Origin of the sequence: Microbacterium allomyrinae, from assembly GCF_020682705.1 — a bacterium.
Classification (GTDB): Bacteria; Actinomycetota; Actinomycetes; order Actinomycetales; family Microbacteriaceae; genus Microbacterium; species Microbacterium allomyrinae.
Map to the genome: position 1 here is coordinate 503807 of NZ_JAGTTN010000001.1, position 13410 is coordinate 517216.

At 68.1% G+C, this 13410-nt stretch carries 13 protein-coding genes; 2 read left to right on the forward strand and 11 right to left on the reverse strand.

Annotated features, from left to right (window positions below):
• Positions 1 to 58 precede the first annotated feature (58 nt).
• Positions 59 to 901, forward strand: coding sequence for a DUF1295 domain-containing protein (locus KEC57_RS02375; RefSeq protein ID WP_229382902.1), 843 nt, complete (start codon positions 59 to 61; stop codon positions 899 to 901).
• A gap of 28 nt (positions 902 to 929) precedes the next feature.
• Here KEC57_RS02375 and galE read toward each other — a convergent pair whose 3' ends face one another.
• The 5 genes from galE to KEC57_RS02400 form a co-directional block, all read right to left on the reverse strand.
• Complete coding sequence (gene galE / locus KEC57_RS02380) at positions 930 to 1949, reverse strand: UDP-glucose 4-epimerase GalE (RefSeq protein ID WP_229382903.1); 1020 nt, start codon at positions 1947 to 1949, stop codon at positions 930 to 932.
• A 68-nt stretch (positions 1950 to 2017) separates the two neighbouring features.
• Entirely contained in the window at positions 2018 to 2665 is a 648-nt protein-coding gene (locus KEC57_RS02385) for a thymidine kinase (protein WP_229382904.1), read from the reverse strand.
• A gap of 130 nt (positions 2666 to 2795) precedes the next feature.
• Positions 2796 to 4310 carry a malate:quinone oxidoreductase gene (locus tag KEC57_RS02390; RefSeq protein WP_308187559.1) on the reverse strand — a complete coding sequence of 505 codons (1515 nt, stop codon included), beginning with the start codon at positions 4308 to 4310 and terminating at the stop codon, positions 2796 to 2798.
• A 399-nt stretch (positions 4311 to 4709) separates the two neighbouring features.
• A complete protein-coding gene (locus KEC57_RS02395; RefSeq protein ID WP_229382905.1) occupies positions 4710 to 5780 on the reverse strand; it encodes an aspartate-semialdehyde dehydrogenase in 1071 nt (356 codons plus the stop codon).
• Between the two features lie 48 nt (positions 5781 to 5828).
• A complete protein-coding gene (locus KEC57_RS02400) occupies positions 5829 to 7115 on the reverse strand; it encodes an aspartate kinase (protein WP_229382906.1) in 1287 nt (428 codons plus the stop codon).
• 164 nt (positions 7116 to 7279) lie between these two features.
• Between KEC57_RS02400 and KEC57_RS02405 the strand changes: the two genes are divergently transcribed.
• Positions 7280 to 7768 carry a hypothetical protein gene (locus tag KEC57_RS02405; protein ID WP_229382907.1) on the forward strand — a complete coding sequence of 163 codons (489 nt, stop codon included), beginning with the start codon at positions 7280 to 7282 and terminating at the stop codon, positions 7766 to 7768.
• Between the two features lie 139 nt (positions 7769 to 7907).
• Here KEC57_RS02405 and KEC57_RS02410 read toward each other — a convergent pair whose 3' ends face one another.
• The 6 genes from KEC57_RS02410 to KEC57_RS02435 all read right to left on the reverse strand — a co-directional run bounded on the left by KEC57_RS02410 (position 7908) and on the right by KEC57_RS02435 (position 13405).
• Positions 7908 to 8240 (reverse strand): nuclear transport factor 2 family protein, encoded by a 333-nt coding sequence (locus KEC57_RS02410; RefSeq protein WP_229382908.1) that lies wholly within the window; start codon positions 8238 to 8240, stop codon positions 7908 to 7910.
• A gap of 35 nt (positions 8241 to 8275) precedes the next feature.
• Positions 8276 to 8770, reverse strand: a complete 495-nt coding sequence (locus tag KEC57_RS02415) for a GNAT family N-acetyltransferase (protein WP_229382909.1) — start codon at positions 8768 to 8770, stop codon at positions 8276 to 8278.
• Between the two features lie 233 nt (positions 8771 to 9003).
• The gene (locus KEC57_RS02420) at positions 9004 to 9207 is read right to left on the reverse strand and encodes a hypothetical protein (RefSeq protein WP_229382910.1); all 204 of its coding nucleotides are present in this window, start codon (positions 9205 to 9207) and stop codon (positions 9004 to 9006) included.
• 140 nt (positions 9208 to 9347) lie between these two features.
• Complete coding sequence (locus KEC57_RS02425) at positions 9348 to 10280, reverse strand: DMT family transporter (protein ID WP_229382911.1); 933 nt, start codon at positions 10278 to 10280, stop codon at positions 9348 to 9350.
• Positions 10281 to 10501: 221 nt separating this feature from the next.
• On the reverse strand, positions 10502 to 11095 hold the full coding sequence (recR, locus tag KEC57_RS02430) for a recombination mediator RecR (protein ID WP_229382912.1): 594 nt from the start codon (positions 11093 to 11095) through the stop codon (positions 10502 to 10504).
• A gap of 3 nt (positions 11096 to 11098) precedes the next feature.
• Entirely contained in the window at positions 11099 to 13405 is a 2307-nt protein-coding gene (locus KEC57_RS02435) for a DNA polymerase III subunit gamma and tau (protein ID WP_229382913.1), read from the reverse strand.
• Positions 13406 to 13410 lie beyond the last annotated feature (5 nt).

The following is a 13410-nucleotide window of genomic DNA, read 5'->3' on the forward strand; positions in this document are numbered from 1 at the left end:
CCACATTACCGTGTGGTCGGACCACACTCAACCCCGTCACGACCACTACCCTGGCGCCATGGACCCCTTCCTGCTCGTGCTCATCGTCGCAGGCGCCGCCAGCGCCTTCTGCTGGATCGCGTCGCTCATCACGAAAGACACGTCCTGGGTGGACCGGCTCTGGTCGATCGTTCCCGTTGTGTACGTCTGGATCTTCGCGATCGCCGGGATCGCCGGCGCCGAGTCAGTCGAGAGCGTCGCGCGCCTCCTGGTGATGGCGGTGCTGGTCACCGCGTGGGGCGCGCGGTTGACGTTCAACTTCGCACGCAAGGGGGGCTACACCGGAGTGGAGGACTACCGCTGGGCGATCCTCCGCGGGCGCATGTCACGGGGGCAGTTCCAGCTCTTCAACCTCTTCTTCATCGTGCTCTACCAGAATGCCCTGCTCGTGCTCATCACGCTTCCGGCATACATCGCGTTTCAGCATCCCTCGCCGTTCACCGGATGGGATGCCGCGTTCGCGGTGCTGTTCACGGCGTTCCTCATCGGCGAGTTCGTCGCCGATCAGCAGCAGTGGAGCTTCCATAAGGCGAAGAAGGCCGCAGGCGGAGCACTCGCCCCCGGCTTCGTCACGACCGGTCTGTTCGCCCACAGCCGCCATCCGAACTACTTCTTCGAGCAGGCGCAGTGGTGGGCGTTCTACGCGATCGGGGCGGTCGCCCTGGTCGCCGACGGCGGCAGCTGGCTGAACTGGACGATCGTGGGCGCCGCACTGCTGACCGTGCTGTTCATCGGATCGACCATCTTCACCGAATCGATCACGGCGGCGAAGTATCCCGAATACGCCGAGTACCGGCGTACGACCTCGATGCTCGTACCACTCCCCCGGCGCAGGCGCCGGAAGTCCCCCGAGACGGCCTGACCGGCCAGCCCGGCGGCGCGCACGCTCGTCAGGCGGTGGCGAATCCCCGCGGGTTCTTCGACTGCCAGTTCCACGCGTCGCGCGAGGCGTCGTCGATCGTGAGGGTCGCCGTCCAGCCCAGCTCGCGCTGCGCCTTCGACGGGTCGCAGTAGGTCGCCGCGACATCGCCGCCGCGACGCGGGAGCACCTGCGAGGGAAGCTCACGGCCCACGGCACGCTCGAACGACGCGATCAGCTGACGGACGCTCACGGGCTTGCCGGTGCCGAGGTTGAACACGGCGAAGCCCGGCTGCGCCTTCTCGAGTGCCGCGACGTGTCCTGCCGCGAGGTCGACGACATGGATGTAGTCGCGAAGGCCCGTGCCGTCGGGGGTGTCGTAGTCCTCACCGAAGATGCCGATGCGCTCGAGCTCTCCGATCGCGACCCGCTGCACGTAGGGCATGAGGTTGTTGGGGATGCCGGTGGGGTCCTCGCCGATGAGCCCGCTCGGGTGCGCGCCGACCGGATTGAAGTAGCGCAGCACCGTGACGTCGAGTTCGGGGTTCACCCGCGCCACGTCCTCGAGCACGACCTCGTTCATGCGCTTGGACTTGCTGTAGGCGTTCGAGAGGTCGATGCTCGTGGCCGATTCCTCGGTGAACGGCAGGTCGGCAGGATCGGAGTAGACAGTGCCGGTGCTCGAGAAGAGGAACGAGCGGATGCCACGCTCGATGCCGACCCGCAGCAGCGCGTAGGTCGTGTCGAGGTTGTTGGAGTAATACTGAAGCGGCTTCTGCAGCGACTCCCCCACCGCCTTGAAGGCGGCCAGATGCACGATGGCGTCGAAGGGTCCGTGCTCGTCGAACGCCGCCGTGACGACCGCGTCGTCGGAGGCATCGCCCACGACGAGAGGGACGCTCTTGCCGGTGATCTCGGCCACTCGATCCGCGGCGACCGCCGAGGTGTTCGACAGATCGTCGAGCAGGACTGCTTCGTGACCGGCATCCAGGAGAGCGACGGCCGTGTGTGCACCGATGTAGCCGGCACCGCCGGCAAGGAGTACGCGCATGTCTCCAGCCTAGGGCGCGACGCCCGGGCCTTCCGCACGCGCGACGTCGGGTGCAGCGCGCGGTGACCTCAGTTCAGGCGCCCGCCCGATTCCCGCAGATAGCAGGCGGCGCACATCGACTCGTAGGTGACGCGCTCGGAGGTGAGCTCGTCGATCGCGACCTGATCGCCCTCGAACACGAACCTTCCGCCCACGAGTCGCGCGTTGAAGAGCGCCTTGCTTCCGCACCGGCAGATGGTCTTGAGCTCTTCGAGGCTGTGGGCGAGTTCGAGAAGACGCCGTGAGCCCGGAAACGCCTGGGTCTGGAAATCCGTGCGGATGCCGTAGGCCAGCACCGGCACGCCATCCAGCACCGCGATCCGCAGCAGATCGTCCACCTGCTCGCGCGTGAGGAACTGCGCCTCGTCGATCAGGAGGCAGGCGACATCGACATCGTGCTCGTCCGACTCCGGCACGAGGGCAGCTGCGGCATCCGTCGTCACTCGCGCCCGATGCTCGGCGAACAGCGCGCGCACGTCGTCATCGGGGCGGATGAGGAAGTCGACCGTGCGCTTGACGCCCAGGCGGCTGTCGATCTGGTCGGCACCCTTGGTGTCGACCTCGGGCTTGGCCAGCAGCACGTGCTGACCCCGCTCCTCGTAGTTGTACGCGGCCTGCAGGAGCGACGTCGACTTGCCGGAGTTCATCGCCCCGTAGCGGAAGTAGAGCTTTGCCACGAACCGAGCGTAATGCGTCCGCGGAGTGCCCGGCGCAGAGCGAGCTGCGTCGTCGGGGCGGGCTCGTGCTCCGCTTCGGCACGGGCTCGCTCGGTGGGCGCCGGGGCGGCTGCGCCGTGCGCGCGAGGCGCTACGCGGTGAGGGCGAGCACCTGTGCGGTCTCGGAGAGGGACTCCTCTGCCACCTCGGGGCGCGGGTTGAGCGTCTCGCCGTAGCTCGGGATGAGCTCGCGCAGGCGCGGCTCCCAGGCATCGATCCGATCGGGGAAGCAGGTCTTCAGCAGCCCCAGCATGATGGACACCGCGGTCGAGGCACCGGGCGACGCGCCCAGGAGTCCGGCGATGGTTCCGTCGGCTCCGGTGACGACCTCGGTGCCGAACTGCAGGATGCCGCCCTTGTCGGGGTCCTTCTTGATGACCTGCGCCCGCTGGCCGGCCTGGATGAGCTCCCAGTCCTCATCCTTTGCGGTGGGGACGAAGGTGCGCAGGCTGTCGACCTTCTTCGCATGGTTCTTCAGCAGTTCACCCACGAGGTACGTGATGAGACTCGGGTTGTCCCACGCCACCTTGAGCATCGGTCCGAGGTTGCCCGGGCGCACCTGGCCGACGATGTCGAACAGCGAACCGGTCTTCAGGAACTTCGGGCTGAACGTCGCGAACGGGCCGAACAGCAGCGAAGCCTCACCGTCGACGACACGGGTGTCGAGGTGCGGCACCGACATGGGCGGCGCGCCGACCGATGCCTGCGAGTACACCTTCGCCTTGTGCTGGGCGACGATGGCGGGATTGGTGGTCTTGAGGAACTGCCCGCCGATCGGGAAGACGCCGTAGCCCGAGATCTCGGGGATCCCCGAGCGCTGCAGCAGCTTGAGCGCCCAGCCGCCCGCGCCCACGAACACGAACTTCGCGCGGATCTCGCCCGGCGTGCGGCCCACCGTGCGGCGGTACTTCACGCGCCAGGTGCCGTCGTCGAGACGCTTCAGGCGTCGCACCTCGGTGTTGGTGCGCACGTCCGCGCCGTTCTCGGCGAGGTTGTCGAAGAGCTGATGGGTGAGCGCGCCGAAGTCGACGTCGGTGCCGGCGGGCACCCGAGTGGCGGCGAACGGCTCGCCCTTGCGGCGCTTCTGCATGAGCAGCGGCGTCCACGTGTTGATCACGCGTGAGTCGTCGCTGTACTCGATGCCGGCGAAGAGGGGCTCCTTCCTGAGCACCTCGTAGCGCTTCTTGAGGTACGCGACGTCCTTCTCGCCCTGGACGAAGGTCATGTGAGGCGTCGAGTTGATGAACGTCGACGGGGCGTCCAGGACTCCTTCCTCGACGAGCGAGGACCACAGCTGGCGACTCAGCTGGAACTGCTCGTTGATCGCGATCGCCTTGGCGGGGTCGACGCCGCCATCCTTGCCCTCGGGCATGTAGTTCAGCTCGCACAGCGCTGCGTGACCGGTGCCCGCGTTGTTCCAGGCGTTCGAGCTTTCCAGAGCGACATCGTGCAGGCGCTCGAACACCGCGATCTTGAGGTCGGGCTGCAGTTCCTGGAGAAGGGTGCCCAGCGTCGCACTCATGACCCCGCCGCCGATCAGCAGCACATCGACGGTTTCGACGTGGGGGTCGTGGTCGGTCGTGGTGTCAGCGGGCGTTTGAGTCACCAGACAATTCTAAGTCGGCTTGACGATGCGCCCGACCGAGGTCCTGGTCATGGGGCGAAAGTCCTGCTGTTCTTGACCAGTGAGAAAGCGAGCGAGTGTCCACGGGGCATCCGCTCGCTTTCGCGCGGTATTGGGTCGGGCGCGGCGTGACGAATCCGCCCCGGGGCGGAACACGCACCGTGGGACGGGCAGATCCCGCCCCAGCGTGAGCACACCGCCCCGGGGCGGAACACGCACGGTGGGACGGGCAGATCCCGCCCCAGCGTGAGCCAACCGTCCCGGGGCGGAACACGCACGGTGGGACGGGCAGATCCCGCCCCAGCGTGAGCCAACCGCCCCGGGGCATCGCGCGCGGGGTCGCACAGGCGGGACGGAATCCGCCCCGCGGCGAAATCCGTTTCAGGCGTTGACGCCCAGGTTCGCCGCGACGACCTCGGCGATCTGCACGGCGTTGAGCGCGGCGCCCTTGCGCAGGTTGTCGTTGGAGATGAACAGCACGAGTCCCTTGCCCTCGGGGGCGGACTGGTCGGCGCGGATGCGGCCGACATAGCTCGGGTCCTTGCCGGCTGCCTGCAGGGGCGTCGGCACCTCTTCGAGCGCGACGCCCGGGGCCGACGCGAGAAGGTCGCGGGCGCGGTCGGGCGTGATGTCGCGCGCGAACTCGACGTGGATCGAGAGCGAGTGGCCCGTGAAGACCGGCACGCGCACGCACGTCCCCGCGACACGGAGATCGGGCAGCTCGAGGATCTTGCGGCTCTCGTTGCGGAGCTTCTTCTCTTCGTCGGTCTCGTTGAGGCCGTCGTCGACGAGGTTGCCCGCCAATGGGATGACGTCGAAAGCGATGGGGGCGACGTACTTCTCGGGCTGCGGGAAGTCCACAGCCGAGCCGTCGTGCACCAGGTCGAGCGTGTGGCCCTGAGCGAGGACTCCCTCGACCTGACCCAGCAGCTCCTGCGCGCCCGCCAGACCCGAGCCCGACACGGCCTGGTAGGTCGACACGATGAGGCGCTCGAGGCCCGCCTCGGTGTCGAGCACCTTCAGCACGGGCATTGCGGCCATCGTCGTGCAGTTCGGGTTCGCGATGATGCCCTTGGGCGGGTTCGCGATGACGTGGGGGTTGACCTCGCTCACGACGAGGGGCACCTCGGGGTCCATGCGCCATGCGCTCGAGTTGTCGATGACGATCGCACCCGCCTCTGCGAAACGGGGAGCGTGCGCGCGACTGCCGGTCGCGCCGGCCGAGAACAGAGCGACATCGATGCCCGCAGGGTCGGCGGTCGCGACATCTTCGATGATCACGGTCACGCCCGCGTACTCGAGGGCCGTGCCCGCCGAGCGAGCGGTCGCGAACAGACGCAGGTCACGGATCGGGAAGTTCCGCTCCGCGAGAATCTCGCGCATAACCGTCCCGACCTGGCCGGTGGCGCCGACGATGGCGACGGAGAGTCCTGAATCGGAGATGCGGGTCATGCGTTGGATCCTACCTTCGGTGAATTCTTCGGGGGCCGGCGGCGCCGGTCAGCGGCCGGTGCCGGCGTGGACGACGGCGTCGGTGTCGCCGTCGAGGCCATAGGCGGCGTGCACGACGCGGGCCGCCTCGGACAGGTCGTCGCCGCGCACCACGACCGAGATGCGGATCTCGGAGGTCGAGATCATCTCGATGTTGATGCCCGAGACGCTGAGCGCCTCGAAGAGCGTCGCCGAGACACCCGAGTGGGTGCGCATGCCCGCGCCGACCACCGACAGCTTGCCGATCTGGTCGTCGTGGACCAGGTTCTGGAACCCGATGTCGGCCTGGTCGCCCGCGAGCGCCTTGAGAGCGATCGCCGCGTCCGTCTTGGGGAGGGTGAACGAGATGTCGGTGCGCCCCGTGGCGGCGGCCGACACGTTCTGCACGATCATGTCGACGTTCGCGCCGGACTTGGCGATGACCTTGAATATCTCGGCCGCCTTGCCCGGAACGTCGGGGACGCCGATGACCGTGATCTTGGCCTGGCTGAGGTCGGTCGCGACTCCCGCGACGATCGGCTCTTCCATCTGTTCTCCCTCTTCGCCATCGGGGAGGGTCATCCCCGGGCCGAGCACGTAGGTTCCGACGCTCGAACTGAACGTCGAGCGCGAGTGGATGAGCACGCCGTGGCGGCGTGCGTACTCGACGGCCCGGATGTACAGCACCTTGGCGCCGTTGGCCGCGAGCTCGAGCATCTCTTCGGCCGATACGACGCCGAGCTTGCGCGCCTTCGGCACGACGCGCGGGTCGGCGGTGTAGATGCCGTCGACGTCGCTGTAGATCTCGCACACATCCGCGTCGAGGGCGGCGGCGAGCGCAACGGCGGTGGTGTCGGAGCCGCCGCGTCCGAGCGTGGTGATGTCGCGGGTATCGCGGTTGAAGCCCTGGAAGCCGGCGACGATGACGATCGCGCCCTCATCGAGCGCCTCGCGCAGACGGATCGGGGTGACATCGACGATCCGGGCCGCGCCGTGCGTGGCATCCGTGATCATGCCGGCCTGGCTGCCGGTGAACGACCGCGCCTCGAAGCCCATCGAGTGGATCGCCATCGCCAGCAGTGCCATCGAGATGCGCTCGCCGCTGGACAGCAGCATGTCGAGCTCGCGCGGCGCGGGGATGGGCGCGACCTGGCCCGCCAGGTCGAGCAGCTCGTCGGTGGTGTCACCCATGGCGCTCACGGCCACGACGACGTCGTGCCCGGCGCGACGGGTGTCGACGATGCGCTTCGCGACCCGCTTGATGCTCTCGGCATCGGCGACCGACGAACCGCCGTACTTCTGGACGATCAGCGCCACGATGGAACTCCCGGAGGTGCCTCGTAAGGGCACGCGTGTCATATCGGGTGGGCGAACGGATGCCGCACCCACCGATCCATCTTACGGACGCGCTCATGCGCATCCGGTCATGTGACGCCTCACCCGCTGATGCGGCACCGGTACGAGGCCGTTAGCATCCGAACATGGAGCAGATCGAGGCCTGGTCGGAGTTCAACGTCGCGATGGTCGGCGCCACGGCCGCACTCGCCGGTCTCGTGATCGTGGCCTCGAGCGTCAACATCGCCGAGATCATCAAATCGAACACCCTGACCGCACGCCTCGCCGCGGCGATCGCGGCGCTCGTACTCGCGATCATCGTCACGGGAGTGGGTCTCGTTCCCGACGTCGGCATCCTTTCGTACGGCGTGGTGATCGGCGTCTCCACACTGCTGGCCGCGATCTTCCAGGTGCATGCGACCCGCGTCATCGCGCACGACCCCGATCCCGAACACGTCGCGCGCGTGTTCAAAGCAGCACTCGGATTCGCACCGATCACCGCCTACGCGGCCGCGTCGCTCGCGTTGCTCTTCGCGGCGCCGGTGGGCCTGACGATCGCCGCCGTGGGAACGCTGCTGGCCATCGTGTCGGCCATCGTCGTCTCGTGGGTCGCGCTCGTCGAAGTGCTGCGCTGACCGTCTCGGCGGGCGCGAGCCCGCAATCGGATCCGTGGGTGCGGAGACCGTGGGCGAAGTTCCGTATCGGGTGAGCCGCGGATTGACACAACGACTTGTCCGAGGGAATCCGCGCAATCTGAGGAACGTCGTGTCCGCCTTAGTTCGATAGAGGTAGCGGCGTGCCCTGGTGGCAAAGGATCACAGGTGCGCTGCCACTCACGTCCCAGAGGGATGCGTGCCGGCTGCTCGCCGCAGGAGTGCTGATGCGAAAGGTCACGAGCACCAAGCCGGGCGGGACCTGGTTGAACATCCACTCGTCGGTTTCGGGTGCGACGCGGCCTTCCTCTTGTTCGAGCGCAGCGATGGTGTCGACTTGAGTCCATCGACGACCTGAACGGCCGATCTCGGCGAAGTCTGGGTGCAGGACGGTGCGCACGCGGTCCGCGTTACGACGCACGTCAGGGTCAAGGAGTTCGAGCTCGGACGCCATGACGGCGTTGAAGCGACTCGACGACTCCCACACCGCTATCTCACCATCCGCGCGTCGGTGATCAGCGGCGCGTGCGGGTCGATCTGCTCGGCTCCATCGAAATGAAAACCGTTGCGCAGATAGAACGCCGTTGCTCGTGGATTCTCCTTCGCGACCCACAGCATCGCCGGGTCCGTTCCCAGAGTCTCGTCCAGAAGCGCCTGACCGGCCCCCGTCCCGTAGTGGGCAGCCAAAACGTAGATCGCGTAGAGCAAGCGGTCGCGAGGTGGCTTCTCACCGTTCAGACCTTCGCCCGGCCCCACCCACGCGAAACCGATGATTGTCCCGCCGGTCTCGGCCACCCGAACCGTCATGTCATCCCGCGGGTGTGTGAGGGCGTGATGCCACATGCGGTGCCGACGCTCGACGTACTGCTCGGAGAAGTAGTCGGCGGGGAGCAGATCAGAGTACGCCTCTTTCCACGTCGCAACGTGCAGATGGGCGAGCTCCGACGCATCAACCGGCCGCGGTTCTCGGATCGTGAATGCCATGCGCCCATGGTGTCAGGAGCGGGCCCGCCACCCGAAATGTCCAGACGGACACCGCGTAGACATTTCATCTGCGAAATGGACAACTCCGAGCGGAATCTACAAGGCCCTGTAGGAAACAGTTCGAACTTCCGTCGCGCCTGCGACGTTGCGCGCCCAGAAGGGTCAATGTGTCCGCAGCGTCGAGCGCCGACAGATGAACGTGTCCGCGAGTTTTTCCCGCTGGCCGTGAGTCTCTACTGACCTGATTCCGGTCCCGATGCCTCGAGCCGTGTAAGACGGTACTCAGTAACGAATCGGATCGAAGACACCGCGGCGGCCACGAACATGATGACGACCGAGACGACCGACCACCACTCCGACAATCCTGCGCCGAGCATCATCATGCCAGCTCCGAGATAGATGGCGGCCCCGAACAAGTATCCGCTCGACGTTGTCATTCCCCGAGGGTACTGCCCCGACGACTAGTGATGACAGAAACGTCCCGACGGACATCGCCTCGATATTTCGTCTGCGAGATGGACAACGTCAAAATGAACCTGCATCGAGCGGGAGGAACCCGGCGTGTCGCGGACCCGGCTCAGCCCGGGGCGATGGGGGGCAGATCGGTTCCGGGCTCTCGCACGCGGATGGTTCCGCCCGTCGCCGCGAGCCAGCAGCCGAGGATCACCAGCGGGAAGCCGATCAGCAGCCCCAGCGTGAGCTGCTCACCGAGGATCACGGTGCCCAGGACGATCGCGACCACGGGGTTGACGTAGGTGAACAGCGGCGCCCGCACCGGACCGACGCGCCTGATCAAAGCGAAGAAGACGATGAACGCAACCGCCGTGCACAGCACCGCGAGCGCGACGAGCGAGACGGTGCTCGCGACGGTGGGCACCTGGTGCTGCGTGAGGAACGCGATAGGCGTGTAGAAGATCCCGACGGCGAAGAGAGCCAGCGTGATCGAGCCGAGCGAGGGGACGTCTCGGAGCTTCGTCGCGATGATGAATGGCGCGATCGCGTACAGCAGCGCGACGAGCAGGACCTCGCCGACCGCGACGAGGCCTCCTCCACCGTCGATGGCCAGCCCCGGTCCGGCGACGATCACGAACACGCCTGCGAAGCCCACGAAGAGTCCGATCGCCCGGGCGGGCTTGAGGACCGACCGGTCGCCCCCGCCGAACGCGATGAGCGCCGCGAACAGCGGCACCGTGGCGACGAGCAGGCCCGTCAGCCCGGACGGGAGGGTCTGTTCCGCGTGGCCGAGCAGCATGAACGGTCCGGCCATCTCGATGGCGCCGAACAGCAGCACCCAGCCGATCTTCCCGAACGCGGGGCGCAGCGCTTTCTGGTGGAGTGCGAACGGCAGGAGCAGCAGCGCGCCCAGAAGCGTGCGCCCGGCGACGACGGCGGCGGGCGAGTACGACTCGACGGCGACGCTGATGAACAGGTACGGGACGCCCCAGAGGAGAGCCATCGCGCCGAACAGCACCCAGGCGCGCGCGTCGAACCTCTCGATGGTGCCGTTCATGCGTCGTGCCTCATCCCCTCAGGTTGCCGCACGGGGACTGCCACCGTGCTACGTCCGACCGCCAATCTAGGGTCGGGATCGGACAGGATAGACCGAGGGATCGGACAGACCGCGTGCCGGACAGATCTCGTGCCGGACAGACCGCGTGCCGGACAGACCGCGTGCCGGACAGACCGCGTGCCGGACAGACCGCGTGCCGGACAGACCCGAGCGCCGGAATCTCAGATGGAGCGACGACCTTCGAACGCGCGGCCGAGGGTGACCTCGTCGGCGTATTCGAGATCGCCGCCCACGGGCAGGCCGGATGCGAGGCGAGTCACCGAGATCTCGAGCGTGTGGAGCAGACGGCTGAGGTAGGTGGCCGTCGCCTCTCCCTCGAGGTTGGGGTTGGTCGCGAGGATGACCTCCTGGACCGTGCCGTCGGCCAGGCGCTGCATGAGCTGCGTGATACGCAGGTCGTCGGGTCCGATGCCGGCGATCGGACTGATGGCGCCGCCGAGCACGTGGTAGAGCCCGCGGAACTCGCGCGTCCTCTCGATCGCGGCGACGTCCTTGGCATCCTCGACGACGCAGATGAGCGTCTCGTTGCGCCGCGGGTCGCGGCAGATCGAGCAGCGGTCCTGCTCGGAGACGTTGCCGCACACCTCGCAGAAGCGCACCTTCTCGCGTACTTCTGCGAGGAGCTGAGCGAGGTGGGAGACGTCGAAGTTCGGAGTCTGGAGGATGTGGAACGTGATGCGTTGCGCCGACTTCGGGCCGATGCCCGGGAGTCGGCCGAACTCGTCGATCAGGTCTTGGACGATGCCGTCGTACATGGGTTAGCTGAACCTCGTCGGCGGCTCGTAGGGCTCTTCGCCGACGAACGTCGCCCCGAGCATCTGGCGGACCACCGCTTCGCCGTAGCGCTGGACACCCTGGTTTCGCAGCGTTGTGTCGGGGCGCGCGGCCGTGACGGCGGTCAGCGGCGGGGCGACCGTGGGCGGCACGGGAGCGTCGGGCGCGGCATCCGTTCCGTCGAGTTCGTCGTCGTCGTCGTCGCGCTCGATCGACGCAGCGACATCGGCGCGCGGAAGCACGTCGCCTTCGTGCGGCGCAGTGAGGGTCGCGGTGCGCACGCGCGCGGCGGAGGCGGCGTCTTCGGGCTCATCGTCGACCGCGAACTGCGCGGGCGCGGCCACGTCGGCCGGCGGCCCCGGGTCGGGGGGCGGGGCATCGGCGTCTGTCGGGATCGGTGCGACGGCCCATTCGGTGACCGGTGCCGCCGCGGACGGCGCGTTCGATCGGATGGCGGATGGCCGGGGCGCGCTCGCGGGCCGCTCCCGCGCCGCACCGCTGCCGGCGGGACCGCCCTGCAACCCACTGCCGGAGGTGACGCTGTTCGGCTCGCCTCCGGACGTGCCGTCCGGCTGCGAGCCGGCGCCGGATGCTCCGCCGCCGGATCCACCGGAGGGGTCGTGCTTCGCGATGTACTTCACGCGGATGCCGAGCGCACCCAGAATCGCCTGGCGCAGATCTTCGCTCGGCCCCTTGCCGGCCGCGAGCTGCTTGAACTTGACGACATCGCTCTGACTCGGGAACGCGAGAGTGAGGACATCATCGTCGAGCGCGACGACCTTGGCGTTGGACGCGAGCATCCACGACGAGCGACTGACGTTCTCGAGCCGGCCGAGCACGTCCGACCACGAGTCGCGCATGCGGTCCAGCGTGACCGGCCCGGACGGCGCCGGTGCAGGAGCAGGCGCGGTGTCCGCTGCCGCGGGAGCAGGAGCAGGCGCGGTGTCCGCTGCTGCGGCAGCGGTGGCGACCGGTGCCGGAGCAGCCGCTGCCACTGCCACTGCCACTGACGGTGCCGGCGCAGCGGCGGGAGCCGGCGCACCGGCGGGAGCCGGAGCGATAGCCGGAGTGCTTGCCGGAGCAGGAGCAGCCCGCACAGGCGCGGTCGTGGGCACCGGCGCAGAACCGGCCCCGCCGACGGCTGCGGACCCCTCGGTCGCGCGGGCGAGCACCCGGGCGACCATGAGTTCGAGCTGCAGGCGCGGCGACGTGGCACCGGTCATGTCGTCGAGCGTGGCGATCACCAGATCGGCGATGCGGGACAGCCGCGACGAGCCGAAGGCGTCGGCCTGCTGCTGCATGCGGGCGAGGTCCTCGGCCGAGATGCCTCGCAGCACAGCGGAGGCGCCCTGACCGGTCGCGGCGATGACGATCAGATCGCGAAGTCGTTCGAGCAGGTCGTCCACGAATCGGCGCGGATCCTGACCGGTCTGCACGACGCGGTCGACGGCCGCGAACGCCGCGGAGGGGTCAGCGACGGCGAACGCGTCGACGACCTCGTCGAGGAGCTCGGCGTGGGTGTAGCCGAGCAGTGAGACGGCGCGCTCGTACCGCACGAGAACGGTCCCGGCCTCTGCCGACCCTTCGGAGGACTCGGGAACCTCGGAGCCCGCGATGAGCTGGTCGAGGAGCGACAGGGTGTCTCGGGGCGATCCGCCGCCGGCGCGCACGACCAGGGGCAGCACGCCGGGCTCGACCTGCACGCCCTCCTGCCCGCACAGCTGCTCGACGTACTCGAGCATGGCCGCGGGCGGCACGAGGCGGAACGGGTAGTGGTGCGTGCGCGAGCGGATGGTTCCGATGACCTTCTCGGGCTCGGTCGTCGCGAAGATGAACTTGACGTGATCGGGCGGCTCTTCGACGAGCTTCAGCAGAGCGTTGAAGCCCTGCGGCGTCACCATGTGCGCCTCGTCGAGGATGAAGATCTTGAACCGGTCGCGCGCCGGGGCGAAAACTGCCCGCTCGCGCAGGTCGCGGGCGTCGTCGACGCCGTTGTGCGAGGCCGCGTCGATCTCGACGACGTCGAGGGATCCGCCCCCGCCGCGGCCGAGTTCGACGCAGCTGTCGCACGTGCCGCAGGGGGTGTCGGTGGGGCCCTGCGCGCAGTTGAGGCAGCGTGCGAGGATGCGCGCGGAAGTCGTCTTGCCGCACCCGCGCGGGCCCGAGAACAGGTAGGCGTGGCCGACGCGGTCGCCACGCAGGGCGGTCATGAGCGGGTCGGTGACCTGCGACTGGCCGATCATCTCGCCGAACGATTCGGGCCGGTAGCGGCGATAGAGAGCGGTGGTCACCCCCA